At 57.3% G+C, this 22,828-nt stretch carries 25 protein-coding genes and 1 tRNA gene; 16 read left to right on the top strand and 10 right to left on the bottom strand.

The window, feature by feature from the left end; translation table 11 throughout:
• Nucleotides 1-59: 59 nt before the first annotated feature.
• The 7 genes from ACVWZ0_RS18355 to ruvX all read left to right on the top strand — a co-directional run bounded on the left by ACVWZ0_RS18355 (nt 60) and on the right by ruvX (nt 5,730).
• Nucleotides 60-1,457, top strand: a complete 1,398-nt coding sequence (locus tag ACVWZ0_RS18355) for a sugar porter family MFS transporter (RefSeq protein WP_253458610.1) — start codon at nt 60-62, stop codon at nt 1,455-1,457.
• 69 nt (nt 1,458-1,526) lie between these two features.
• Nucleotides 1,527-2,039, top strand: coding sequence for a SprT family zinc-dependent metalloprotease (locus ACVWZ0_RS18360; protein WP_253458608.1), 513 nt, complete (start codon nt 1,527-1,529; stop codon nt 2,037-2,039).
• A gap of 107 nt (nt 2,040-2,146) precedes the next feature.
• Nucleotides 2,147-2,851 (top strand): deoxyribonuclease I, encoded by a 705-nt coding sequence (gene endA / locus ACVWZ0_RS18365; RefSeq protein ID WP_253458605.1) that lies wholly within the window; start codon nt 2,147-2,149, stop codon nt 2,849-2,851.
• Nucleotides 2,852-2,923: 72 nt separating this feature from the next.
• Nucleotides 2,924-3,655: a 16S rRNA (uracil(1498)-N(3))-methyltransferase gene (gene rsmE, locus ACVWZ0_RS18370; RefSeq protein ID WP_253458602.1), complete on the top strand. Its 732-nt coding sequence runs from the start codon at nt 2,924-2,926 to the stop codon at nt 3,653-3,655.
• A gap of 54 nt (nt 3,656-3,709) precedes the next feature.
• Nucleotides 3,710-4,654: a glutathione synthase gene (gshB, locus tag ACVWZ0_RS18375; RefSeq protein ID WP_125287319.1), complete on the top strand. Its 945-nt coding sequence runs from the start codon at nt 3,710-3,712 to the stop codon at nt 4,652-4,654.
• Between the two features lie 90 nt (nt 4,655-4,744).
• Nucleotides 4,745-5,308 carry a YqgE/AlgH family protein gene (locus ACVWZ0_RS18380; RefSeq protein WP_125287318.1) on the top strand — a complete coding sequence of 188 codons (564 nt, stop codon included), beginning with the start codon at nt 4,745-4,747 and terminating at the stop codon, nt 5,306-5,308.
• Nucleotides 5,308-5,730 carry a Holliday junction resolvase RuvX gene (gene ruvX, locus ACVWZ0_RS18385; protein ID WP_125287317.1) on the top strand — a complete coding sequence of 141 codons (423 nt, stop codon included), beginning with the start codon at nt 5,308-5,310 and terminating at the stop codon, nt 5,728-5,730. Before ACVWZ0_RS18380 ends, ruvX begins: the two co-directional genes overlap by 1 nt.
• 9 nt (nt 5,731-5,739) lie before the next feature.
• On the opposite strand, the gene ACVWZ0_RS18390 is transcribed toward ruvX, so the two are convergent.
• Both ACVWZ0_RS18390 and ACVWZ0_RS18395 read right to left on the bottom strand, forming a co-directional pair.
• Nucleotides 5,740-5,886: a hypothetical protein gene (locus ACVWZ0_RS18390; protein ID WP_253458599.1), complete on the bottom strand. Its 147-nt coding sequence runs from the start codon at nt 5,884-5,886 to the stop codon at nt 5,740-5,742.
• Between the two features lie 84 nt (nt 5,887-5,970).
• Nucleotides 5,971-6,966, bottom strand: a complete 996-nt coding sequence (locus ACVWZ0_RS18395; protein ID WP_253458596.1) for a type IV pilus twitching motility protein PilT — start codon at nt 6,964-6,966, stop codon at nt 5,971-5,973.
• Nucleotides 6,967-6,981: 15 nt separating this feature from the next.
• Here ACVWZ0_RS18395 and ACVWZ0_RS18400 point away from each other — a divergent pair, with 15 nt between their 5' ends.
• From ACVWZ0_RS18400 to hemW, 4 genes are read left to right on the top strand one after another with little or no spacing between them, the layout of a single operon-like run.
• Nucleotides 6,982-7,680 (top strand): YggS family pyridoxal phosphate-dependent enzyme, encoded by a 699-nt coding sequence (locus tag ACVWZ0_RS18400; RefSeq protein ID WP_253458593.1) that lies wholly within the window; start codon nt 6,982-6,984, stop codon nt 7,678-7,680.
• Between the two features lie 15 nt (nt 7,681-7,695).
• Complete coding sequence (locus ACVWZ0_RS18405) at nt 7,696-8,247, top strand: YggT family protein (protein ID WP_253458591.1); 552 nt, start codon at nt 7,696-7,698, stop codon at nt 8,245-8,247.
• 30 nt (nt 8,248-8,277) lie between these two features.
• Nucleotides 8,278-8,871, top strand: coding sequence for an RdgB/HAM1 family non-canonical purine NTP pyrophosphatase (rdgB, locus tag ACVWZ0_RS18410; protein WP_253458589.1), 594 nt, complete (start codon nt 8,278-8,280; stop codon nt 8,869-8,871).
• A complete protein-coding gene (hemW, locus tag ACVWZ0_RS18415; protein WP_253458587.1) occupies nt 8,864-10,000 on the top strand; it encodes a radical SAM family heme chaperone HemW in 1,137 nt (378 codons plus the stop codon). The genes rdgB and hemW overlap by 8 nt, the downstream gene beginning before the upstream one ends.
• Nucleotides 10,001-10,255: 255 nt before the next feature.
• Here the strand turns inward: hemW and ACVWZ0_RS18420 are convergent, their stop codons facing one another.
• The 3 genes from ACVWZ0_RS18420 to trmB form a co-directional block, all read right to left on the bottom strand.
• Nucleotides 10,256-10,963, bottom strand: coding sequence for a YggN family protein (locus ACVWZ0_RS18420; RefSeq protein WP_253458585.1), 708 nt, complete (start codon nt 10,961-10,963; stop codon nt 10,256-10,258).
• Nucleotides 10,964-11,047: 84 nt separating this feature from the next.
• A complete protein-coding gene (locus ACVWZ0_RS18425) occupies nt 11,048-11,374 on the bottom strand; it encodes a YggL family protein (protein WP_253458583.1) in 327 nt (108 codons plus the stop codon).
• Entirely contained in the window at nt 11,374-12,093 is a 720-nt protein-coding gene (trmB, locus tag ACVWZ0_RS18430) for a tRNA (guanosine(46)-N7)-methyltransferase TrmB (RefSeq protein WP_253458581.1), read from the bottom strand. The genes ACVWZ0_RS18425 and trmB overlap by 1 nt, the downstream gene beginning before the upstream one ends.
• A 155-nt stretch (nt 12,094-12,248) precedes the next feature.
• Between trmB and mutY the strand changes: the two genes are divergently transcribed.
• Genes mutY through mltC form a run of 3 tightly spaced genes read left to right on the top strand, consistent with a single transcriptional unit; the run spans nt 12,249 to nt 14,725 of the window.
• The gene (gene mutY / locus ACVWZ0_RS18435) at nt 12,249-13,325 is read left to right on the top strand and encodes an A/G-specific adenine glycosylase (RefSeq protein WP_253461224.1); all 1,077 of its coding nucleotides are present in this window, start codon (nt 12,249-12,251) and stop codon (nt 13,323-13,325) included.
• On the top strand, nt 13,325-13,597 hold the full coding sequence (locus ACVWZ0_RS18440) for an oxidative damage protection protein (RefSeq protein ID WP_125287307.1): 273 nt from the start codon (nt 13,325-13,327) through the stop codon (nt 13,595-13,597). Before mutY ends, ACVWZ0_RS18440 begins: the two co-directional genes overlap by 1 nt.
• A 51-nt stretch (nt 13,598-13,648) precedes the next feature.
• Nucleotides 13,649-14,725 carry a membrane-bound lytic murein transglycosylase MltC gene (mltC, locus tag ACVWZ0_RS18445; protein ID WP_199746323.1) on the top strand — a complete coding sequence of 359 codons (1,077 nt, stop codon included), beginning with the start codon at nt 13,649-13,651 and terminating at the stop codon, nt 14,723-14,725.
• A 111-nt stretch (nt 14,726-14,836) separates the two neighbouring features.
• On the opposite strand, the gene ACVWZ0_RS18450 is transcribed toward mltC, so the two are convergent.
• Together ACVWZ0_RS18450 and ACVWZ0_RS18455 are read right to left on the bottom strand one after the other, a co-directional pair.
• The gene (locus ACVWZ0_RS18450; RefSeq protein WP_253458578.1) at nt 14,837-15,664 is read right to left on the bottom strand and encodes a phosphoenolpyruvate hydrolase family protein; all 828 of its coding nucleotides are present in this window, start codon (nt 15,662-15,664) and stop codon (nt 14,837-14,839) included.
• 2 nt (nt 15,665-15,666) lie between these two features.
• Entirely contained in the window at nt 15,667-16,887 is a 1,221-nt protein-coding gene (locus tag ACVWZ0_RS18455; RefSeq protein WP_253458575.1) for a Tm-1-like ATP-binding domain-containing protein, read from the bottom strand.
• Between the two features lie 280 nt (nt 16,888-17,167).
• Between ACVWZ0_RS18455 and ACVWZ0_RS18460 the strand changes: the two genes are divergently transcribed.
• Entirely contained in the window at nt 17,168-17,803 is a 636-nt protein-coding gene (locus ACVWZ0_RS18460; protein WP_253458572.1) for a TetR/AcrR family transcriptional regulator, read from the top strand.
• Between the two features lie 62 nt (nt 17,804-17,865).
• On the opposite strand, the gene ACVWZ0_RS18465 is transcribed toward ACVWZ0_RS18460, so the two are convergent.
• Nucleotides 17,866-20,010 (bottom strand): ornithine decarboxylase, encoded by a 2,145-nt coding sequence (locus ACVWZ0_RS18465; RefSeq protein ID WP_253458569.1) that lies wholly within the window; start codon nt 20,008-20,010, stop codon nt 17,866-17,868.
• A gap of 790 nt (nt 20,011-20,800) precedes the next feature.
• Between ACVWZ0_RS18465 and ACVWZ0_RS18470 the strand changes: the two genes are divergently transcribed.
• Nucleotides 20,801-20,876: transfer RNA gene (locus ACVWZ0_RS18470), tRNA-Phe, on the top strand.
• A gap of 144 nt (nt 20,877-21,020) precedes the next feature.
• On the opposite strand, the gene ACVWZ0_RS18475 is transcribed toward ACVWZ0_RS18470, so the two are convergent.
• Both ACVWZ0_RS18475 and ACVWZ0_RS18480 read right to left on the bottom strand, forming a co-directional pair.
• Nucleotides 21,021-22,358 carry a VasL domain-containing protein gene (locus ACVWZ0_RS18475; RefSeq protein WP_253458566.1) on the bottom strand — a complete coding sequence of 446 codons (1,338 nt, stop codon included), beginning with the start codon at nt 22,356-22,358 and terminating at the stop codon, nt 21,021-21,023.
• Between the two features lie 95 nt (nt 22,359-22,453).
• Nucleotides 22,454-22,792, bottom strand: coding sequence for a DUF1283 domain-containing protein (locus tag ACVWZ0_RS18480; protein ID WP_369895982.1), 339 nt, complete (start codon nt 22,790-22,792; stop codon nt 22,454-22,456).
• Nucleotides 22,793-22,828 lie beyond the last annotated feature (36 nt).

Here is a 22,828-nt window from a genome sequence, read left to right on the forward strand (position 1 = left end):
CGCCGGGTTTTTTTAACATTTATAAAAACAATATACAGTACCACTAATATGGAGGCTTCATGCCTGATAATAAGAAACAGAGCAGAACATCCAACAAGGCGATGACCTTGTTCGTATGTTTACTCGCCGCACTCGCCGGCCTGCTTTTCGGGCTGGATATCGGCGTGATTGCCGGCGCTTTACCTTTCATTGCGAAAGATTTCAACGTCACTGCCCACCAGCAGGAATGGATTGTCAGCTCGATGATGTTCGGTGCCGCCGTCGGCGCCGTCGGCAGCGGCTGGATGTCCTCTTACCTCGGTCGTAAAAAGAGCCTGATGATTGGCGCCGTGCTGTTCGTTATCGGCTCGCTGTGGTCAGCCATGGCGGGAAACGCGGATATGCTGATTGTGGCGCGCGTGCTGCTGGGCCTGGCCGTCGGCGTGGCTTCCTTTACCGCTCCGCTTTACCTTTCTGAAATCGCACCGGAAAAAATTCGCGGCAGCATGATCTCGCTGTACCAGCTGATGATCACCATCGGTATTCTGGGTGCCTATCTCTCCGATACCGCGTTCAGCTACACCGGCGAATGGCGCTGGATGCTGGGCATCATCACTATCCCGGCGGCCCTGCTGCTGGTCGGCGTCTGCTTCCTGCCTAACAGCCCGCGCTGGCTGGCGGCGAAAGGCAACTTCCGCGATGCGCAGCGCGTGCTGGATCGCCTGCGCGACACCAGCGAGCAGGCAAAACGCGAGCTGGATGAAATTCGTGAAAGCCTGAAGATCAAACAGTCCGGCTGGAATCTGTTCAAAAACAACGGTAATTTCCGCCGTGCGGTCTGGCTGGGTATTCTGCTACAGGTTATGCAGCAGTTCACCGGTATGAACGTCATCATGTACTACGCGCCGAAAATTTTTGAAATTGCCGGCTTTACCAATACCACCGAGCAGATGTGGGGCACCGTTATCGTTGGTCTGATCAACGTGCTGGCGACCTTTATCGCTATCGGTCTGGTGGATCGCTGGGGCCGTAAGCCGACCCTGAAGTTGGGCTTCCTGGTCATGGCGATCGGTATGGGCGTGCTGGGTACCATGCTGCATATCGGCATTCACTCTGCCGGTGCACAGTACTTTGCAATCGCTATGCTGCTGATGTTTATCATCGGCTTCGCCATGAGCGCCGGCCCGCTGATCTGGGTACTGTGTTCTGAAATTCAGCCGCTGAAAGGCCGCGATTTTGGTATCACCGTTTCTACGGCGACCAACTGGATTGCCAACATGATCGTCGGGGCGACCTTCCTGACCATGCTGAACACGCTGGGCAACGCCAATACCTTCTGGGTCTACGCAGGTCTGAATATCCTCTTTATCATTCTGACTATTATGCTGATCCCGGAAACCAAAAACGTTTCTCTTGAGCATATCGAACGCAACCTGTTAAGTGGCAAAAAGCTGCGCGACATCGGTCAGCGCGACTAAGCTTCACTGGCCGGGGCAACCCGGCCAGCTTCATTGAATTCCCCTGCCTCACGTCGTATCCTCTGCACCATGAAATCCCCTCGACTTCCAATAGCCCTACAACAGGCCGTGATGCGTTCGCTGCGCGACAAGCTGCAGCAGGCTAATCAGCGCCTTGAACGTCACTATCCTGAACCAAAGCTGGTTTATCAGCAGCGCGGTACGGCTGCGGGCACCGCCTGGCTGGAAGCCTGGGAGATCCGCCTGAATCCGGTGCTGCTGCTGGAAAATCAGGAAGCTTTTATCAATGAAGTGGTGCCGCACGAGCTGGCGCATCTGCTGGTATGGAAACAGTTTGGCCGCGTGGCGCCGCATGGCAAAGAGTGGAAGTGGATGATGGAAAGCGTGCTGGGCGTGCCTGCACGACGCACCCACCAGTTTGCTATCGAATCGGTGCGCAGCCGCGCTTTCCCCTATCGCTGCCGCTGTCAGCAGCATCAGCTGACCGTGCGTCGCCATAACCGGGTCACGCGCGGCGAAAGCGAATACCGCTGCGTTCACTGCGGCGAAAAATTGCTGCCCGGCACGTTTACGCCCGCATAAAAATCGGCCTGGCGTCAAAAAAAGCGCTGATAAAGCACGCGACGATTTCCTGTTATCCGGCGCTTCTGCTACTCTCGCCGCTTTATTGACTGACAGAAAACCGGACTATGTTACGCAAAATTATTGGCTGCTTTTCGCTGCTGACCGCCTTCTTTGCCCACGGGTTAAGCCCCAACAACTACCATCAGAATAATTTCAGCCAGGCAAAAGCCTATGCCGCGCAAATCAATGCCGATGCGCCAGGCTCTTTTTACTGCGGCTGTAAAATTAACTGGCAGGGGAAAAAAGGCGTGCCGGACCTCGCCTCCTGCGGCTATCAGGTGCGCAAAAATGCCAACCGCGCTAACCGCATTGAGTGGGAGCACGTGGTGCCCGCCTGGACTTTCGGCCACCAGCGCCAGTGCTGGCAGGATGGCGGCAGAAAACAGTGCGCCAAAGACGCGGGCTATCGCCGTATAGAGTCCGATCTGCATAACCTGCAGCCTGCCATCGGCGAGGTTAACGGCGATCGCGGCAACTTTATGTACAGCCAGTGGAACGGCAGCGAGCATCAGTACGGCCAGTGCGAAATGAAGATCGACTTCAAGAACAAGCAGGCTGAACCGCCAGCGCGCGCGCGCGGCGCCATCGCCCGCACCTGGTTCTATATGCGCGACCAGTACCAGATTGCGATGTCGAAACAGCAGACTCAGCTGATGACGGTCTGGGACAAGCAGTATCCGGTTACCGCCTGGGAATGCGAGCGCGATAACCGCATCGCAAAAGTCCAGGGCAACCACAACCCCTATGTACAGCGTGCTTGCCAGCGGTAAAATCTGTGGCCTAAACTGGACAGCATGTCTTGGCCGCGCCCGCCGCGGCCAGTTACTTTTATCAGGATCCCCATGCGTATACCCCGCATTTATCATGCCGAACCGCTGGTCGTCGGCAGTGAAGTTTTCCTCAACGAAGAAGCGGCAAATCACGTAGGACGCGTACTGCGGATGAACGCCGGTCAGCGCCTGGAATTGTTCGATGGTACTAATCTGACATTTAGCGCCGAAATCGTGCAGGCGGATAAGAAAAATGTGCGCGTCGCCGTGCAGGAAAGTCGCGAAGAGTGCCGTGAATCCCCGCTTCACCTGCATTTAGGCCAGGTGATGTCGCGCGGCGAGAAGATGGAGTTCACCATTCAAAAAGCGGTGGAACTGGGCGTAAACAGCATCACCCCCTTGTTTTCTGAGCGCTGTGGCGTAAAGCTTGATGCCCAAAGGCTGGCGAAAAAAATCCAGCAGTGGCAAAAAATTGTGATTGCCGCCTGCGAGCAGTGCGGCAGAAATCGCGTGCCGGAGGTGCGTGAAGCAATGACGCTGGAGGCCTGGAGCGCCGAAGAGGACAGCAGCCTGAAGCTCAATCTGCACCCGAGAGCGAGCCAAAGCATCAATACCCTGCCGCAGCCCGTGGAACGCGTCCGTTTGCTGATTGGCCCGGAAGGCGGCCTGACGGCGGATGAGATCGCGATGACGGCGCGCTACGGCTTTACCGATATCCTTTTAGGGCCTCGCGTGCTGCGCACGGAGACCACCGCGCTAACCGCCATTACCGCCCTTCAGGTGCGGTTTGGCGATTTAGGCTGATAACAGGCACTGACGAGAAAAACGGCAGGCAAGAAAGCTCAACTGGAGAGACTAATGATTAAGCTTGGCATTGTGATGGACCCGATTAGCGCCATCAATATTAAAAAAGACAGCAGCTTCGCGATGCTGCTGGAAGCACAGCGCCGCGGTTATGAAATTCACTATATGGAGATGAAAGATCTCTATCTGCGCGGCGGTGAAGCGCGCGCCGCAACGCGTCTGTTGAGCGTTGAGCAAAACTACGACAAATGGTACGAGTTCGGCAGCGAGCAGGATATTGCGCTGGCCGACCTGAACGTAGTGCTGATGCGTAAAGATCCGCCTTTCGACACCGAATTTATCTACGCGACCTACATCCTTGAGCGCGCGGAAGAAAAAGGCACGCTGATCGTGAATAAGCCGCAGAGCCTGCGCGACTGCAACGAGAAGCTCTATACCGCCTGGTTTGCTGAGCTGACGCCGGACACGCTGGTGACCCGCAGCGCGCAGCAGATCCGCGATTTCTGGCAGGAGCACGGCGACATTATCCTGAAACCGCTGGACGGCATGGGCGGCGCCTCTATTTTCCGCGTGAAGCAGGAAGATCCAAACCTGTCGGTGATTATTGAAACGCTGACCGAGCACGGCAGCTTCTACTGCATGGCGCAGAACTATCTGCCAGCGATTAAAGAAGGCGACAAGCGCGTGCTGGTGGTGGATGGTGAACCCGTGCCTTACTGCCTGGCTCGCATTCCCAAATCGGGCGAAACGCGTGGCAACCTGGCGGCCGGCGGCCGTGGCGAAGCGCGTCCGCTGTCCGAAAGCGACTGGGAAATTGCCCGCCGCGTCGGCCCAATGCTGAAGCAAAAGGGCCTGATTTTTGTCGGCCTGGATATCATCGGCGACAAGCTGACGGAAATTAACGTGACCAGCCCGACCTGCATACGTGAGATCGAGGCCGCATTCCCGATTTCAATTACTGGTATGCTTATGGATGCGATTGAAAAACGACTGGCCTGATAAGAAAAGGATTGACGGGCCTTCGTGCTAACCCTGTTGTTCGCCTGCGGCCTTTACCACAGGCGGGCAACCCGACTACAGAATCCTGATATGAATTTACAGCATCATTTTTTGATTGCCATGCCCACGCTGCTGGATCCTTTGTTCAAACGTTCGGTTGTTTATATCTGCGAACACAATGACGAAGGCGCCATGGGTATTATCGTTAATAAACCGATGGAAAATCTTACCGTCGACGGCATTCTTAAGAAGTTAAAAATTATGCCAACCCCGCGCGAACCCGAAGTCAAACTCGACAAGCCGGTTTTTGCCGGCGGCCCGCTGGCAGAAGATCGCGGTTTTATTTTGCACTCGGCTCAGCATACCTACGCGTCCAGCATTCGCGTTTCCGATAATACGGTGATCACCACCTCCCGCGACGTGCTGGAAACGCTGGGCACGCCGGAGCAGCCGGAAAGCGTGCTGGTCGCGCTGGGCTACTGCGCCTGGGAGAAAGACCAGCTGGAAAACGAGCTGCTGGAAAACGCCTGGCTGACCATTCCGGCCAACAGCAATATTCTGTTTAAAACGCCCGTGGCCGAACGCTGGCGCGAAGCGGCGAAAAGCATCGGCGTGGATATTCACAATATCACCAGCGATGTTGGACACGCCTGATGAGCCACCTTACTCTGCTGGCCTTCGATTTCGGCACCAAAAGCATCGGCGTGGCGATAGGCCAACAGCTTACCGGCACCGCCCGCCCGCTTCCCGCGTTAAAAGCGCAGGATGGCACGCCCGACTGGAGCAAAATCGAGGCGTTGCTGAAAGAGTGGCAGCCGGATCATGTTGTGGTCGGTCTGCCGTTAAATATGGACGGCACCGAACAGCCGCTAACCGCCAGAGCGCGCAAATTTGCCAACCGGCTGCACGGCCGCTTTGGCGTCAAGGTAGAGCTGCACGATGAGCGCCTCAGCACCGTGGAAGCCAGGGCTGACCTCTTTTCACGCGGCGGCTTTCGGGCGCTGAACAAGGGCAGCGTCGATTCCCTTTCGGCCGTGATCATCCTCGAAAGCTGGTTTGAGAACGCGTGGAGCTAGTCGGCTCGTTTATCGCTTCACTTTTACCGCCGGGCCGCGTAACGTCGCCCGGCTCGTGCACCAGCCCCGCTTAACGTTACGCCAGCAGCACCGCCACCCGCCCGTTTCGATTGCCGCCACGCCCCAGCACCAGCGGCTGCCAGTCTCGATTGCCATTACTTCTCCAGCTCCACTTGCCAGTAACGCCTGCCATTACGCTATCGGCCCCGCTTTCCGTTACACCTCCGTCTTCACCTGAAATCACGCCACCAGCCCGGCCTGCCGCCGCGCCTGCAAACTTTGCTCAAACGTCTGCATACCCAGCTGCGCGCCGGTTTGCAGCACGCCCGGCAGCTGATGCGTTTTGCCCTCGCGAATCAAGCTGCTTGTGGCTGGGGTATTAATCAGCACCTCAAACAGCGCCACCCGCCCCCTGGTCACGCCCGGCACCAGCTTTTGCGCAATCACCGCTTTCAGGCTGCCGGCCAGCTGGCTGCGGATCAGGTTTTTCTCCGCGCCGGGAAAAACGTCCACCAGCCTGTCCACCGCCTGCGCCGCGCCGCGCGTGTGCAGCGTCGCCAGCACCAGATGCCCGGTTTCTGCCGCCGTCAAAGCCAGCTGGATGGTGTCGCTATCGCGCAGCTCGCCCAGCAGGATGACGTCCGGATCCTGGCGCAGCGCCGCCCGCAGCCCGGTGCTGAAAGAGACGCAGTGCCGGCCTATCTCCCGCTGCTGGATCAGCGATCGCTCGCTGCGGTGAATAAACTCCACCGGATCTTCCAGCGTCAGGATATGGCGGTGCTGCTGTTGGTTAATCGCGCCGATAAGCGCAGCCAGCGTGGTTGATTTGCCGCTGCCCGTCGCGCCCGTCACCAATACCAGCCCGTCCTGCAGCCGGAGCAGCTCCTTTACTATCGGCGGTAGATCCAGCTCCGCCAGCTCGGGACAGCGGCTGGTGATAAAGCGCAGCGCCAGCGAAATACCCCGCCGCTGTCGGAACAGATTCGCCCGCAGCCGCGTGCCGTCGGCCAGCGTCAGCGCGAAATCCAGCTGGCCTGCGCGAGCGAATTCGCGTTGCTGATCGGCATCCAGCCACGCCTGACTAATTTTTAGCAGCAGCTCGTCGCTGGCAGGAAGACCGCCCGGTATCGCCTCCAGCCTGCCGGCCAGCCGCCAGAACGGATAATGACCACTACAGAGGTGCAGATCCCCGGCATTATGCTTTACACTAAGCGCCACTAATTCCTCAATATCCATATTAACTCCCTGACTATGACCCCGATTCAGCACAACTTACAGCAGATACGCGAGCGGATCTCAGCGGCAGCCGCACGATGCGGCCGCGATCCAGCAGAAATTACGCTGCTTGCAGTGAGCAAAACAAAACCTGCGAGCGCGGTCGAAGAAGCGGCGGCGGCGGGCCAGCTTGCCTTTGGCGAAAACTACGTGCAGGAAGGCGTCGATAAAATCCAGGCGCTTAACAATTCCGCGCTGGCGTGGCACTTTATCGGGCCGCTGCAATCCAACAAAAGTCGGCTGGTAGCGGAAAACTTTGCCTGGTGCCATACGGTGGATCGGCTGAAGATCGCCGCAAGGCTGAACGAACAGCGTCCGGCCGATTTACCGCCGTTGAATGTGCTGATCCAGATAAATATCAGCGACGAGCAGAGTAAATCTGGCATCATGCTGGCTGCGCTGCCGGATCTGGCTCGGGAGATTGCTCAGCTGCCGCGTTTAACGCTGCGCGGCCTGATGGCGATCCCCGCGCCGGAGGCGGATTATCAGCACCAGCTGGCCGTTTGTCGCCGGATGGCGGCAGCCTTTAGCGAACTGAAAAAGAGTTATGCCTCCGTCGACACGCTCTCTCTGGGGATGAGCGACGATATGGATGCGGCTATTGAGGCAGGTACGACCATGGTGCGCATTGGCACCGCCATATTTGGCGCGCGCGATTACGGCGCCACTAACTAACTTTTGAGGGACTCCATGCTGACGTTGACTTTTCTGGTCTCAACGATAATTAATCTTTACGTGAAAGTGCTGCTGCTGCGTATCTGGATGCAGTGGGCAAGATGCGATTTTTATAATCCGTTCTCGCAGTTTATCGTTAAGATCACCCAGCCGGTGATCCGCCCGATGCGCCGGGTCATTCCCTCTATCGGGCCGCTGGATACCGCGTCTTTACTGCTGGCCTATGTGCTGAGCGTGCTGCTGTTTACCGTGATGTTCACGCTTCAGAGCAGCGTATTTATTTTCGATCCGGTCTTCCTCTATTTCGGCCTGGTGTCGCTGGTGAAAGCCGCCGGCGTGCTGGTATTCTGGGTGATTATCATTCGCTCGCTGATGAGCTGGATAAGCCAGGGCCGCAACCCGGTGGATTACGTGCTGATCCAGCTGACTGAGCCGCTGATGGCACCCGTGCGTCGCCTTATTCCGGCGATGGGCGGCATCGACTTCTCGGCGATGGCGGTGATCCTGATCCTCTATATGCTGAACTATCTGGGAATGGACTTTGTTCCCGGCTGGGCGCAGCTTTAATTTGTACGGTAGTTAACTTCTGGACCTGATATGCAAAAAGTAGTGCTCGCCACCGGCAATGCCGGAAAAGTTCGTGAACTGGCCGATAAGCTGGCCGCCTTTGGCCTGGATATCGTGGCGCAGACCGAGTGTGGCGTGGAGTCGGCCGAAGAGACCGGCCTGACCTTTATCGAGAATGCCCTGCTGAAAGCGCGTCACGCTGCGGCTATCACCGGTTTGCCGGCGATTGCCGACGACTCCGGGCTGGCGGTGGACGCGCTGGGCGGCGCGCCTGGCATCTATTCCGCGCGCTACGCCGGCGCGGAGGCCAGCGATCGGCAGAATATCGACAAGCTGCTGGAAGCGATGGAAAACGTGGCGGACGGCCAGCGCCAGGCGCAGTTCCACTGCGTGCTGGTTTATCTGCGCCATGCTGAAGACCCCACGCCGCTGGTGTTTCACGGCTGCTGGCAGGGAGAAATCGCCCGTGCCGTCAGCGGCGAAGGCGGCTTCGGCTACGATCCCGTGTTCTTTGTACCGGCGCTGGGCAAAACCGCCGCAGAGCTGAGCAAAGAAGAGAAACGCGCGGTTTCCCATCGTGGCAAAGCGCTGGCCCTGCTGCTGGAAGCGATGCGCAATGCATAATCTGCCGCCGCTCAGCCTCTATATTCATATTCCGTGGTGCGTACAGAAATGTCCCTACTGCGATTTCAACTCGCATGCGCTGAAGGGCGAAGTGCCGCACGAGGAGTATGTGCGGCATTTACTGGCCGACCTGGATGCCGATCTGCCGCTGGCGGCTGGCCGCGAGGTTGGCACAATCTTTATCGGCGGCGGCACGCCCAGCCTGTTGAGCAGCGAGGCGATGCAGATGCTGATGGACGGCGTGCGGGCAAGGCTGCCGCTCTCGCCAACGGCGGAAATCACCATGGAGGCGAACCCGGGCACCGTCGAGGCCGATCGCTTCAGCGGCTATCAGCGCGCCGGTATCAACCGCATCTCGATTGGCGTGCAAAGCTTCAGCCAGCAGAAGCTGACGCGTCTTGGCCGCATTCACGGCCCGGAAGAAGCGAAGCGCGCGGCGAAGCTGGCTCAGGGGCTGGGCCTGCGCAGCTTTAATCTGGATTTGATGCATGGCCTGCCCGATCAGTCGCTGGCGGAGGCGCTGGACGACCTGCGCCAGGCTATCGAGCTGGATCCGCCGCATCTTTCCTGGTATCAGCTGACCATCGAACCCAACACGCTGTTTGCCTCCAGGCCGCCCGTGCTGCCGGACGATGACGCGTTATGGGATATCTTTGAGCAGGGCCACCAGCTGTTAACGGCGGCGGGTTACGAGCAGTACGAGACTTCCGCCTATGCCAAACCGGGCTACCGCTGCGAGCATAACCTCAACTACTGGCGCTTCGGCGACTATCTGGGGATCGGCTGCGGCGCGCACGGCAAGCTGACGCAGGCAGACGGGCGAATTATCCGCACCGCCAAAACCCGCCACCCACGCGGCTTTATGAACGGCAATTACCTGGATCGTCAGCACGAGGTCGCGGAAACAGAAAAGCCGTTTGAGTTCTTTATGAACCGTTTCCGGCTGCTGGAAGCGGCGCCGCGCGAAGAGTTTGCGCGCTTTACCGGCCTTAGTGAGGAAGCTATCCGTCCTCAGCTTGATGAGGCGCTGGCGAAAGGTTACCTGACGGAAACGGCGCAAAGCTGGCAGGTGACGGAGAAAGGCAAGCTGTTCCTGAACTCGCTGCTGGAGCTGTTCCTGGCTGAATAGCCGCCCCGCTTTACCCACGTCCCGCCGGAAAAAGCGGGGCGTGTTTTCAAACGGCTATCCCCTCTTTACGCGCGGCGCGCGGAATACCAGCCTAATCGCAAGCCGTTAATACAGTCTGCCGTTATGGCAACGCTGCCAGCTATAAATCCCATGGACGTCTTTAGACAAAGAGAAAGGCGATAACGTCCTGGTGCCGGTAGTCTTTGCCGCTTACAGCCAGCCCGTACAGACACCAGAAGAGCAGCTCTGGCCGGATTATTTCAATCCGCCAATCAGCGTCTTACGCTGCGCTTCCAGCGCGGTCACGCGGTTGCAGACTTCGTGTCCGAAGTTCTGGAAGTCCGCCTCCTGATTGCTCCATTCCGCCTGCACGGCCTGCTGCAATCCGCCCAGGTTACCCATCACTGCCTGAAGCGGATTATCGCCGTTCACCTTGCTGCCCATTTCGTTAAGGCTGTCCTGGATCACGCCGCCCATCGCGCTCTGCACCAGCTTTTCGCCGTCCTGCCGCACCTGCTCGATAGCCTGATGATGGAACGTCAGCCCGTCGTTGCGATGCTCAATAATGCGGTTCATCTGCTGCTTCAGCTGCTCGTCCAGCTTGGTCAGGCGGCTACGGACTCTGCTGTCCGTGCCCAGTTTGTTGACGATCACGTTATCCAGCGCCACGCGGCTTTTTTCCAGACGCTGACGCGCTCCCTGATCGATCCAGGGCAAATCGCGGCGCAGCGCGGCCTGATAGTCGATGGCAGTCTGGCGCGTGGCGTTATCGACCGAAGCGGACTGCCCGTTGCGCTGTACCTCGCCGGTCGGCGTGATGATCAGATTGCCGCTGGCGCCCACTACCTTGACGTTCTGCGGAGAGATAACGATATCGTCCTGAGGATTGACGCTACATTGATAGTCGGCCTGTGCCTGGCCTGCCGCCAGCAACAGCGCGGCCGCTACGATCGCTTTACGCATTGACTCTTCTCCTGAGAAACAAAAGGCCACGCATGCGTGGCCTCAACGGACGGTTTGCCTGCTTATGCTACGGCAGGCAGATAATTAGTCCCACCAGACGTCGAAAAGTTCGGTTACCTGGATATTATTCAGCTGGCGATCTTCCAGCCATTTACGCACCAGCTCGCGGTGCTCGTCGGTGCACTTGCCGGTTTGCTGCAGGCAGACCAGCCCTTCCCACTGCAGGAAGCCGCTGCCGTCAAACGCCAGGCCGTTGGGATCGATAACTTCATTAATGAAGGCGTCCAGGGTGGTGTCGATGGTGTCGCCGCTGGTATCTTCCGGGAAGGAGAAAGCGACGGAAAAGCCTAATTCCTGAAACTCATCGATATGCATTTTTTTACGCAAGCGACGACTGCGTTGAGCTGCCATTATTTAATCCTCTCAAACATCAAATCCCATACACCGTGGCCAAGACGCTGGCCGCGCTGTTCGAATTTTGTTAACGGCCGCGAATCGGGACGCGGCACATAATCGTTGGTTGCCGACTGGTTTTTGTAGCCAGCAATGCTGCTCATTACTTCCAGCATATGTTCCGCATAGGCTTCCCAGTCGGTCGCCATATGAAACACGCCGCCCAGCTTCAGCTTGCGCATCACCAGCTCGGCAAAAGGCACCTGAACGATGCGGCGCTTGTTATGGCGCGCTTTATGCCAGGGATCCGGGAAAAAGAGCTGCACCATACGCAGCGAATTATCCGGGATCATTTTCTCCAGCACGTCGACTGCATCGTGACACATCACGCGCAGATTCTCCACGCCCGCCTCGTCGGCTGCGCTCAGGCAGGCGCCGACGCCCGGCGAATGCACTTCAATACCCAGAAAGTTTTGCTGCGGGTTCGCGGCGGCCATCGCCACCAGCGATGCGCCCATGCCAAAGCCAATCTCCAGCACCACCGGCGCCTCGCGGCCAAAAAGGGATGCCAGATCAACGGGTTCCGGCTGATACTCCACACCTTTAACAGGCCAGAAATGGTCCAGCGCGTGCTGCTGGCCTTTGGTCAGGCGGCCCTGACGGCGAACGAAGCTGCGAATACGGCGCATCGGGCGGCCGTTTTCGTCAAACTCCGGTGTAATCACATCATTCTTCATGTTTCTGCCTGCTGGTCTGCAATATCTGAAAAACGGGCATTATGCAAAGTTACAGCGGTTAAGCAAGCCCTGGAAACTTCCGGTTTACAGCATAACGGGTCTGTGCTGGAATCCCAGCCTGATTTTTAATTTACTGGGGAAACCTCGCAAAGATGATGCAAGCGCCGCAGTTCTCACAGCAGGTACTGGACTGGTATCAGCGCTTTGGCCGCAAAACCCTGCCCTGGCAGCTGGCAAAAACCCCTTATAAAGTTTGGCTCTCCGAAGTGATGCTGCAACAGACGCAGGTCGCGACCGTTATCCCTTACTTTGAACGCTTTATGGCGCGCTTTCCCACCGTGACCGATCTGGCTGCCGCAAAGCTGGATGAGGTGCTGCATTTATGGACCGGACTTGGCTACTATGCCCGCGCGCGCAATCTGCATAAGGCGGCGGTACAGGTAGTGGAAAAACACGGCGGGAAATTTCCGGAGACCTTTGCAGAGGTTGCCGATCTGCCCGGCGTCGGCCGCTCGACGGCGGGCGCGATCCTTTCTTTATCGCTGGGTCAGCATTTCCCGATCCTGGACGGCAACGTCAAGCGAGTGCTGGCACGCTGCTATGCCGTTCAGGGCTGGCCGGGCAGAAAAGAGGTGGAAAAGCGTCTTTGGCAGATTAGCGAAGAGGTCACGCCTGCCGAAGGCGTCAGCCAGTTTAACCAGGCGATGATGGATTTGGGCGCGATGGTCTGCACCCGCTCAAAACCCAAATGTGAAATTTGTCCGCTGAAGCTGGGCTGTATCGCCTGTGAGCAGGGCAACCAGACCGCTTATCCCGGCAAGAAGCCAAAACAGATTTTGCCGGAGCGCACCGGCTATCTGCTGATGATGCAGCGGGACGACAAAGTGTGGCTGGAACAGCGGCCGCCGGTCGGCCTGTGGGGCGGGCTGTTCTGCTTTCCGCAGTTCGCCAGCGAAGACGAGCTGCGGCAGTGGCTGCACAGCCGTTGTATTGATCATGCGGCGCTGACCCAGACTATCGCTTTTCGCCACACATTCAGCCATTTCCACCTGGATATTGTGCCAATGTGGCTGAAACTGCCTGCCGCAGGCGCGGTCATGGATGAAGCCGCGGGTCTCTGGTATAACTTAGCGCAGCCGCCGTCCGTGGGACTGGCTGCCCCGGTGGAGCGCTTGCTGGCGCAGCTGCGTCAGCCGCAACCGATGGGCATTCCAACAGAAGAGGAAGAGTGATGAGCAGAACCATTTTTTGTACGTTCCTGCAGCGCGATGCTGAAGGACAGGATTTTCAGCTCTATCCGGGTGAACTGGGCAAGCGTATCTATAACGAAATTTCCAAAGAAGCCTGGTCGCAGTGGATGAGCAAGCAAACCATGCTGATCAACGAGAAAAAGCTGAGCATGATGAACCCGGAAGATCGCAAACAGCTTGAGCAGGAAATGGTGAAATTTCTGTTCGAAGGACACGATGTCCATATCGAAGGTTATACCCCGCCAGCAGAATAAACGTTGGGCCTCGCCATAGAGGCCCCCTCAATTTGGGCGTAGCACGACATAATGAAGAAACTGATAGGCTTGCTGGTTATCGCGCCGCTGCTGATTTCCTGCTCCAGCAATAAAAAGCCGGTTTTCCACGAAGAGTGGGTCAAGGACACCAACGGATTCGACATTCTGATGGGGCAGTTTGCCCATAACATCGAAAATATTTGGGGTATTAATGAAGTCCTGATCGCCGGTCCAAAAGACTACGTTAAATATAGCGATCAGTATTATACGCGCAGCCATATTAACTTTGACGCCGGTAAGATCACTATCGAGACCATCGCCGGTACGGATCCGATGGCAAGCCTGCGTCAGGCGATCATTACCACGCTGCTGATTGGCGAAGATCCGGGCAATGTCGATCTCTACTCCGACGCCAACGATATTCAGCTGGGTCAGGAGCCGCTGCTCTATGGTCAGGTGCTGGATAATACCGGCCAGGCGATCCGCTGGCAGGGTCGCGCGGCCAGCTTCGCCGACTACCTGATCCAGAATAAATTGCAGCGCCGCAACGCCGGTCTGCATATCATCTGGTCGGTTACTATCCCGATGGTGCCCAACCATCTGGACAAGCGTGCGCATAAATATCTGCCGATGGTGCGCAAGGCGGCGGAGAAATACGGCGTGGATCAGGCGCTGATCCTGGCGATCATGCAGATTGAATCGAGCTTCAACCCCTATGCGGTCAGCCATTCTGACGCGCTGGGCCTGATGCAGGTGGTGCAGCATACCGCCGGCGCGGACGTGTTCCGCATGAAAGGGAAATGGGGCAAGCCGAGCCGCAGCTACCTGCTCGATCCGGAAAACAATATCGATGCGGGGACGGCCTATCTTTCGCTGCTGCAGGACAGCTACCTTTCCGGCATCGCGAATCCGCTGTCACGGCGCTATGCGGTGATCACAGCCTATAACGGCGGCGCGGGCAGCGTACTGAGAGTCTTCTCCAGCGATAAGAATCGGGCCTTCAGCGCGATTAACGATCTGTCGCCTGCGGAGGTGTATCAAACGCTGACCACCAACCACCCTTCTGCCGAGTCGCGTCGCTATCTTTATAAAGTGAACAACGCGCAGAAGAGCTACCATCGCTATTAGTATTGCTGCGGGTAGCGCGGACGTTTCGGGTGGGGTAAAGCGAATAGCGCGCAGGCTGACTTCTGCAAAAGAGCAAAGCGGACAGATCCGAGGATCCGTCCGCTTCCAGTCTTAGCGGCTGATGTTTTTAAACTGCTTTGTGGTTTCCGTCAGCGCAACTTCGGTCGGCAACCGCTCCATGGAGCTGGCGCCGTAAAAACCGTCGCACTGTGGGCACTGGCTGAGGATATACTTCGCGTCTTCCGGCGTGGAAATCGGCCCGCCGTGACAAAGTACAATGACCTCTTTACGCACTTTCTTCGCGGCTGCCGCCCATTCGTTGATTAACGGCACGCAGTCGGCCAGCTTCAGCGCGGTTTCCGCGCCGATGTTGCCGCCGGTGGTCAGTCCCATATGCGCCACGATAATATCCGCGCCCGCTTCCGTCATCGCTACAGCATTTTCCGTGCTGAAAACATAAGGCGTGGTCAGCATCTCTTTTTGTGCCGCCAGCCGGATCATATCGACTTCCAGCCCGTAGCCCATGCCGGTTTCTTCCAGGTTGGCGCGGAAGTTGCCATCAATCAGCCCTACCGTGGGAAAATTTTGCACGCCGGCGAATCCCATCGCCTTGAGATCGTCCAGAAACTTATCAAAATGGCAGAAGGGATCGGTGCCGTTGACGCCCGCCAGCACCGGCGTGTTCTTCACTACCGGCAGCACTTCTTTTGCCATATCCACTACGATTTCGTTGGCGTTGCCGTAGGCCAGCAGGCCGGCCAGCGAACCACGCCCGGCCATACGGTAGCGCCCTGAATTGTAGATAACGATCAGGTCTATGCCGCCCGCCTCTTCGCATTTCGCGGAAAGCCCGGTACCGGCTCCGCCGCCGATAATCGGTTCGCCGCGCGCAATCATCGCGTTAAATTTTGTCAGTATCTCCTGACGGGTAAAAGCCATGTTCAGCACTCCTTTTCGATCAGCTGGCGAAACTCTCTGACCGCCGCCAGCGCAAATTGCGGATCGTTGATATTAAACGGCAGGCGACGAATAACGCGGCGGCTGGTCTGTTTGACGTTCGCCTCCAGCGTGCTGATAAAGGCGGCGCGCGCTTCCGGCGACCAGAAAGCCTGGCCCGGCGCGTCCAGCGCGGAAAACCCGCCTTCCGGGATCAAAAACACGATGTCGCCTTCGCAACGATTAAGCTTATCCGCTATCCATTTCGCCATCGTCGCGTTCTCTTCCGGCGTGGTGCGCATCAGCGTAACCTGCGCGTTATGGTGATAGAAAAGCCGGTCGGCATATTTCTCCGGCACGCCGGAAGGATGACCAAAGTTGACCATATCCAGCGCGCCGCAGGAAATTACGCAGGGAACGCGGCTGTTGGCTACGGCGTCAAAACGCGTTTCATCGCAGGCCAGCACGCCGCCAAACAGGTAGTCGCAGACTTCGGTGGTGGTTAAATCCAGCAGGCCGCTCAGCATCCCGCTGTCGGTCAGCTTTTCCATCGCCTTGCCGCCGCTGCCGGTGGCATGAAACACCAGGCAGTCGTAATGCTCTTCCAGCATGGCGCTGACCGTCTGAATACAGGGCGTGGTGACGCCGAACATGGTCAGGCCCAGCGCGGGCTTGTCGTTACTGTCTTTCTCTATGGGAAAAAGCACCGCACCGGCGATTTGATGGGCCGCATTGCCCAGCACGCGACGCGAGATACGGTTAAGGCCGGAGACATCGGTGACCGAATAGACCATGCTGATATCGCTGGCGCCAACGTAGCCGGAAACGTCGCCGGAAGCCATCGTCGAAACCATTACCTTCGGCACGCCGATCGGTAAGGCCTGCATCGCTGGCGTAATCAACGCCGTACCGCCCGAGCCGCCGAGGCCGATAACCCCAAGCAGATCCTGACGTTGGCTAAGGAAAATTTTAAACGCCTGCGCCATCGCGTTAATGGCCCTGCCGCGGTCGCCGCAGAACACGGCTTCACGCCCGTCCGGATGAAAATCGGCGACCAGCTCCGGCGGAAAATCAGCGGTGGAAGGCGTACTAACTGGTTGAGTTGACAGGTCAACTGTGACGACGTCAACGCCCGCCTTGCGCAGGCAGTCGCTGACATAAAACAGTTCCCTTCCTTTAGTATCAGCCGTTGCGACGGCGTAAACAAAACCACGATTAATAGTCATAGTCGTAACAACACCCTGTTATCAGACAGAATAAAGACTTGATAAAGAAGCAATAAAACAGTAAATAGAGATTGAGAGTTTTTTACTTTCAATTTGTTGAGATAACAGTATCACTATCGTCAATGATAAATCAATTGAATGGAATAAGTGTCTCACAAGGATGTTGGCTATGCTTAATAACAAAACCTGTCCTGCAGACGCCAGCGAATGGGAATGCCCTTTACGCGCTGCCGTCTTCAATCGCTTGAATATCAGGCAGATTTAACAAAATGAGGTTAATGTGGAGCAAAGGGATTCCGCTGGGGTTGTAAAGCTGACCGCCACACGCGCAAGAACACGTCGTTTACTGATCGAGACCGCTATGCGGCTTTTTGACAGCGGCGCGTTCCCGTCCATTACCGAAGTCGCGCAGGAAGCTCAGCTTTCTCGCGCAACGGCCTATCGCTATTTTCCAACGCAGAGCGCGCTGGTTTCCGCCATCGTTACGGAGACGCTCAGCCCGATAAAAAGCTGGCGCCCGACTCGTGAAGAAGCCAGCGACCGTATTGACGAGCTGCTGACGTTCGCTTTTCCGCGCATGTTGGAGCATGAAGGCACGCTGCGCGCGGCGCTGCACCTTTCTCTGACCCAGTGGGCACAGTCGCAGTCCAGCGACAAGCCGGACAGAGAAAAGCTGGTAAGGGGAAACCGCAAGGCGCTGTTGCAGCACGTGCTGGAGCCGCTGAACGACGAGCTGCCGCCGGAGATTGTCGATCGGGTGATTAAGTCCCTGTCGCTGGTCTACGGCTCGGAGATTTTTCTGGTGATGAAGGATATCTGGGGCTGCGATAACGACCAGCTTCAGGATATCGGCAAGTGGATCGCCAGGGCTATTATGCGTCAGGCGCGGGAAGACGCCGCGCTACAGGCTAACTGAGCGGCGCTACCGTGCGACAGAAGGGGCTTATCCCGCGACCTTAACGGCGCGGGATCGCTGGCTTAGCGGCTAAGCATATAGCCCATCAGGCGCTTCACGCCGTTTTCGTCCGTTTCCACATACACGCCCTGTAGCTCCGGTGAAAAACCCGGCAAGCCGTTTAGCCCTTTCTCCAGCGCAAGGAAATAACGCTGCGCCGCCCCGCCCCAAACCTCGCCCGGCACTACGCAGAGCACGCCCGGCGGATAAGGCAGCGCGCCTTCCGCAGCGATACGCCCTTCCGCCTCTGCAATGGGCACCAGCTCGACGTTGCCGCGTATAAATTCAATGTTAGCGTCCTGAGGGTTCATCGCCACCTTCGGCAGGCTCTGCTGGCGGAACATCGCCTTCTGAAGATCTTTTACCTCGTTACCGACATACAGCTGGTGCATCTCCAGACAGAGGCGGCGCAGCGTATAGCCTTCGTAGCGCGCGGCGTTTTTGCGGTAAATAGTCGGCAGCACGTCGCGCAGCAGCGCGTCCTCGCGGATATGCTGCTCAAACTGCGCCAGCTTCGCCACCAGATGCACCATTTTCTCCATGCTTTCGGCGGGCGTCAGCAGGAAAAGAATGGAGTTCAGATCGCATTTCTCCGGCACCACGCCGTTTTCACGCAGGTAGTTGGCCAGGATCGTCGCCGGAATGCCGAAATCAGCATATTCACCGCTGGCGGCATCAATGCCCGGCGTGGTCAGCAGCAGCTTGCAGGGATCGATCAGATACTGATCTTTTGCGTAGCCGGCAAAGCCATGCCAGGCGGCACGTGGCGCAAAGCTGAAGTAGCGGCTGTCGGCGGCAATAGCGGCCGTCGACGCATCCTGCCAGCGCTCGCCGTCCACTTCGTCAGGGATAAAAGGCCGAATCATCTCGCACTTCGCGAGGATAGCCTTGCGCGCTTCAATCCCCAGCATGACGCACTCGTGCCACAAACGTCGTCCGGCTTCGCCCTGGTGCATTTTGGCATTAACGTCGAGCGCGGCGAACAGCGGATAAAAAGGACTGGTTGAGGCGTGCAGCATAAAAGCATTATTAAGCCGCTTGTGGCTGCAAAAACGCCGCTGGCCGCGAAGGTGGTTATCCTTTTTATGGATCTGGGAGGTTTGCGAAAAGCCAGCCTGCTGTTTGTGTACCGACTGGGTGACGAAAATACCCGGATCACGCTCATTAAGTTCCAGCAGCAGCGGCGAGCAGGCTTCCATCACCGGAATAAACTGCTCGTAGCCTACCCAGGCGGAATCAAACAGGATGTAGTCGCAAAGGTGGCCGATGCTGTCGATAACCTTACGCGCGTTATAAACCGTGCCGTCATAGGTGCCAAGCTGGATAATCGCCAGCCGGAAAGGACGCGGCTGGTTGGCGCGATCCGGCGCGACGGCGGCAATTTGCTCCCGCAGCCACTTCTCTTCAAAACAGTGCGCATCGATACCGCCGATAAAACCAAACGGGTTACGCGCCGTTTCCAGATAAACCGGCGTCGCGCCCGCCTGGATCAGCGCGCCATGATGGTTGGATTTGTGGTTGTTGCGATCGAACAGTACCAGATCGCCTCTGGTCAGCAGCGCGTTGGTTACGACCTTATTGGCGCTGGAGGTGCCGTTCAGCACAAAGTAGGTCTTATCCGCGTTAAAAACTTTTGCTGCGAATTTCTGGGCGTGCTTGGCCGATCCCTCGTGAATAAGCAGATCGCCCAGTTTCACATCGGCATTGCACATATCGGCGCGAAAAATGTTCTCGCCGAAGAAATCATAAAACTGACGTCCGGCCGGATGCTTTTTAAAAAACGCGCCGCCCTGGTGGCCCGGACAGGCAAAGGTGCTGTTATCCATTGCCACGTATTTGGTCAGCGTATTGAAAAACGGCGGCAGCAGCTTTGCCTGATAGTCGGCGGCGGCGGCCTCCAGCCTGGCGGCATCGTCTTCTTCGCCCGTCAGCACGCCCGTCACTTCCGGCAGATCTTCCGCCTGGGCCAGATCGTCAAGCGAGATAAATACGGGCAGGTTAAAACCGGTATGGCGCAGCAGCGCCAGCGTCCCGCTGCGCGAGTCGGCCACGGAGAGCACGATTGCCGCCACGTCCGTGAAGTCGGTTTTTTCCAGCGTCACGACTTCGCGACCGGTCTGAAGGTGGATCGCCACGGTGGTGCTGGCTGCAATTTTAAGTGGTGTCATTACACAAATCCCAGGGCAAGGATAAGGGTGCCGGAGGCACAGCAACGGGGAAAGGCGCGGCCTTTACCCCACGAAAGCGTCAGTAGGGTCAGCTTCGACCGACAGACATCAGTAAACTCCGCGCGCGGCGGGTTTTACTCATGGCTAACCGTGAAGCAGGCAGAGCCTCACCGCATGGCGAGCGGCGTGGATAACAGAAGAAAATGGGATCGGCGGCGCGACATCGGATAATAGCGACAGTGCAGCAGAGCTTGCATGATGGCGGCCTCGCGGAGCGGAAAACGGGGTAATAATCGCATCTTTTATTTTGATGTTCAAGACGCAAAAAGCATTACCCCCATATAGCCCTTTTGAAATAAATATATATATTTCATATATTTATTTTTTACCACACCTCTTTTACGCTGATTTTTTTGGTGATTATGCACTGAAAATGCAAACATATTCAGCAGTTTTCGGTAGTTTTGACTTTACGAACTGACAGCATTTGCCCGACGTGTGCTTTCGCTGCCCTGCCCCGTTTATTAGCCATCTTCCTTAGCGACAAAGCCTCATCAGGAATGCCTGGCTTGCAAAGCTGTGCAGAACGGCGAGCAAATCAGTCTTTAGTATGATGTAACTAACCAGAAAAGGTAGCCCGCGAGCGCGACGGTTTGCAGCAGACAAATGCGGGCAATAGTGCCAAAGCGGCGTAAATCCAGCCGGATTGATGGAAAAGAGTGCAAACAGTTCGCTTTTGTGCATAAAGCCGTTGACGGTTTTCCGCGACTCCTGTTTAATGCGCCTCGTTGCCCGGATAGCTCAGTCGGTAGAGCAGGGGATTGAAAATCCCCGTGTCCTTGGTTCGATTCCGAGTCCGGGCACCATATTTGTAAGAACGGACCTCCCTGGAGGTCCGTTTTTCGTTTCTGTATTCCGCTAAGTTTTTATTCCCTTTCCGATCGGCGCCCTGCGCGCGTACCGTCCTGACGTCAAAATCTGACAAAAAATCATGACAGGCTGAACGCCACTTATTTATCCCCCCTGGCCTTTTCCGCCTCCTGCTTCAACAAAAAATAGCGTGCCTGTAACTGCGCCAGCGCCCTTTCCGCCTGCCGCCGCTGGATATCTGACTGGCTGAGCGAGTAAAGACGCAGCTGTTCTTCGGCTGGCACCGAGCGGTTAAACGCCTGGGTGGCGTTATACACCACCGACTTCAGCTCGCTGACCGTCATATATTTACCGCGCTGCCCGTCGAGCGCATTCAGCTTTAAAGTTAGCTGCTGTAGCTGCTCCATTCCCTGCTGCCAGCCGCCCATCGCCTCTTCAGGCAGCGCCGCCGCTTTTACTTGCTGCTGCCATTCCGTTGCTATACCGCGTGCCTCCTCCGGGCTGGCTGCCAGCGCCAGGTCTATCAGCTGCTGCCCGTAATTCAGCGACCAGTCCGGTGCAAGGCCGCTAATATGTGCCAACTGCTGCTGAGTATCCCGCAGGACGTTTTGCGACAGCGCACCATCCTGCTTCAGGCTGTTTATCTGCGCTCTGGAAAGCGGCAGCGGTAATGGCGTCAGCGATGCCTTTAGCTGTGCCACCAGCGGGTCCGTACGATGCAGGCTATACCATGCCCATTGCCCCATACATCCCGCCACCAGCATGGTAAGCATTCCGGCGACAAAAGGTTGCCAGCGGCGGGTCTTCGGCGGTGCCGTCGTCACCTCAAAGTTGGACGTGGGCTGCGCCACATAGATCCACCGCGCCGCGCCGGGCACCATCTCAGCAACAGACTGCGCGGCGGCAGGTAATGCTACGGCTGGCGCGGAAACAGGATTATCGCCCGTGGCGGCATCGCTGTTTTCCAGCCGCACCGCGCTGGTGTGCATCAGCGCTGCCAGCGCGTCGAACTGGCTCAGATTCCGCAGCTCAAGGCGTTGTAACACCTCGTTAAGCCGTTTGAGCTGCTGTTCGGCAAGGTAAAGCTGGCTGAGGTCGCTGTAACTGGCGGGAAGCTTGCGCATCCATTGCTGCACGCGACGGCTAAGCGCGCTGAGGATCTCCACCCGTGCATGCACCCGTGGCGGCCAAAGATTTCCCCACTGGTGACGGATTAGCGCCTCCAGGATAGCCAGCCCTTCGTTCAGCCCGGCCAGTCCGGCCAGCTGCGCGCGCGCCAGCGTGTACCAGGCCGCCGTTTGCAGCTCTACGCCGTTGTGCTCAAACAGCGCGAGGCTGAGTTTTTCTACGTGTTGCCAGTTAACGTCCGGGCGTGCCGGATGGGACAGCTTGCCCAGCTCGTCGCGTAGGGCGGCGTAATCCGTCAGCGTGCGTGGGTCGCCGCCGGTTTTCAGGTAGGGTTCGGATAAAGTAGTCATAAGAGGTTTCAACTTCGAAAAATAAAGGCGTTTGAGATAAAGCAACAGGCTCGTGATTGGTTAACAGATTTTGATCCAGGCGGGCGGCGTGATAGTCAGCCTGCGGCTTCTCTTCCTGTCGTCCTGTCCAGGCAGCGCCGGGTGACAGGTTCCCAGTAGGCATTAAGGTTTCTGCTGTTTATGCACTGCGTGGCCGCACCGTCAGCAGGCTGGGCGGCGCGTTTTTGCGGCGTAGCTTTCTTTTTTTTGGCCTGTGCCGTTTGTGGATCTTGCCCGGGATACTCTACCCGCCGGTGCGGGCTTCTGTGGCAGTGATACTCGCCTGTTTTACGATTGGTATGGCAGCCTTCAGAATTTGTTCGGCCCGAATGGGCTAAAACAGAGGGGCTTAACATCATGCAGATTAACAGCGCTGTGCCAGCGTGAAGTTTCATTCGTGCTCCCTGTCGAATGCAGAGCCGGAAGGTCTG

The organism is Erwinia sp. TECH1, from assembly GCF_054057575.1.

What these genes read in the sequence shown, in the direction of transcription:
- ACVWZ0_RS18475 (WP_253458566.1), bottom strand. Translation starts at nt 22,358, where the DNA reads ATGACTACTTTATCCGAACCCTACCTGAAAACCGGCGGCGACCCACGC.
- ruvX (WP_125287317.1), top strand. Translation starts at nt 5,308, where the DNA reads ATGAGCCACCTTACTCTGCTGGCCTTCGATTTCGGCACCAAAAGCATC.
- ACVWZ0_RS18455 (WP_253458575.1), bottom strand. Translation starts at nt 16,887, where the DNA reads ATGACTATTAATCGTGGTTTTGTTTACGCCGTCGCAACGGCTGATACT.
- trmB (WP_253458581.1), bottom strand. Translation starts at nt 12,093, where the DNA reads ATGAAGAATGATGTGATTACACCGGAGTTTGACGAAAACGGCCGCCCG.
- ACVWZ0_RS18425 (WP_253458583.1), bottom strand. Translation starts at nt 11,374, where the DNA reads ATGGCAGCTCAACGCAGTCGTCGCTTGCGTAAAAAAATGCATATCGAT.
- ACVWZ0_RS18355 (WP_253458610.1), top strand. Translation starts at nt 60, where the DNA reads ATGCCTGATAATAAGAAACAGAGCAGAACATCCAACAAGGCGATGACC.
- ACVWZ0_RS18400 (WP_253458593.1), top strand. Translation starts at nt 6,982, where the DNA reads ATGACCCCGATTCAGCACAACTTACAGCAGATACGCGAGCGGATCTCA.
- ACVWZ0_RS18390 (WP_253458599.1), bottom strand. Translation starts at nt 5,886, where the DNA reads ATGGCAATCGAGACTGGCAGCCGCTGGTGCTGGGGCGTGGCGGCAATC.
- rsmE (WP_253458602.1), top strand. Translation starts at nt 2,924, where the DNA reads ATGCGTATACCCCGCATTTATCATGCCGAACCGCTGGTCGTCGGCAGT.
- hemW (WP_253458587.1), top strand. Translation starts at nt 8,864, where the DNA reads ATGCATAATCTGCCGCCGCTCAGCCTCTATATTCATATTCCGTGGTGC.
- rdgB (WP_253458589.1), top strand. Translation starts at nt 8,278, where the DNA reads ATGCAAAAAGTAGTGCTCGCCACCGGCAATGCCGGAAAAGTTCGTGAA.
- ACVWZ0_RS18480 (WP_369895982.1), bottom strand. Translation starts at nt 22,792, where the DNA reads ATGAAACTTCACGCTGGCACAGCGCTGTTAATCTGCATGATGTTAAGC.
- mutY (WP_253461224.1), top strand. Translation starts at nt 12,249, where the DNA reads ATGCAAGCGCCGCAGTTCTCACAGCAGGTACTGGACTGGTATCAGCGC.
- ACVWZ0_RS18380 (WP_125287318.1), top strand. Translation starts at nt 4,745, where the DNA reads ATGAATTTACAGCATCATTTTTTGATTGCCATGCCCACGCTGCTGGAT.
- ACVWZ0_RS18360 (WP_253458608.1), top strand. Translation starts at nt 1,527, where the DNA reads ATGAAATCCCCTCGACTTCCAATAGCCCTACAACAGGCCGTGATGCGT.
- ACVWZ0_RS18450 (WP_253458578.1), bottom strand. Translation starts at nt 15,664, where the DNA reads ATGGCTTTTACCCGTCAGGAGATACTGACAAAATTTAACGCGATGATT.
- ACVWZ0_RS18405 (WP_253458591.1), top strand. Translation starts at nt 7,696, where the DNA reads ATGCTGACGTTGACTTTTCTGGTCTCAACGATAATTAATCTTTACGTG.
- ACVWZ0_RS18440 (WP_125287307.1), top strand. Translation starts at nt 13,325, where the DNA reads ATGAGCAGAACCATTTTTTGTACGTTCCTGCAGCGCGATGCTGAAGGA.
- gshB (WP_125287319.1), top strand. Translation starts at nt 3,710, where the DNA reads ATGATTAAGCTTGGCATTGTGATGGACCCGATTAGCGCCATCAATATT.
- endA (WP_253458605.1), top strand. Translation starts at nt 2,147, where the DNA reads ATGTTACGCAAAATTATTGGCTGCTTTTCGCTGCTGACCGCCTTCTTT.
- mltC (WP_199746323.1), top strand. Translation starts at nt 13,649, where the DNA reads ATGAAGAAACTGATAGGCTTGCTGGTTATCGCGCCGCTGCTGATTTCC.
- ACVWZ0_RS18465 (WP_253458569.1), bottom strand. Translation starts at nt 20,010, where the DNA reads ATGACACCACTTAAAATTGCAGCCAGCACCACCGTGGCGATCCACCTT.
- ACVWZ0_RS18420 (WP_253458585.1), bottom strand. Translation starts at nt 10,963, where the DNA reads ATGCGTAAAGCGATCGTAGCGGCCGCGCTGTTGCTGGCGGCAGGCCAG.
- ACVWZ0_RS18395 (WP_253458596.1), bottom strand. Translation starts at nt 6,966, where the DNA reads ATGGATATTGAGGAATTAGTGGCGCTTAGTGTAAAGCATAATGCCGGG.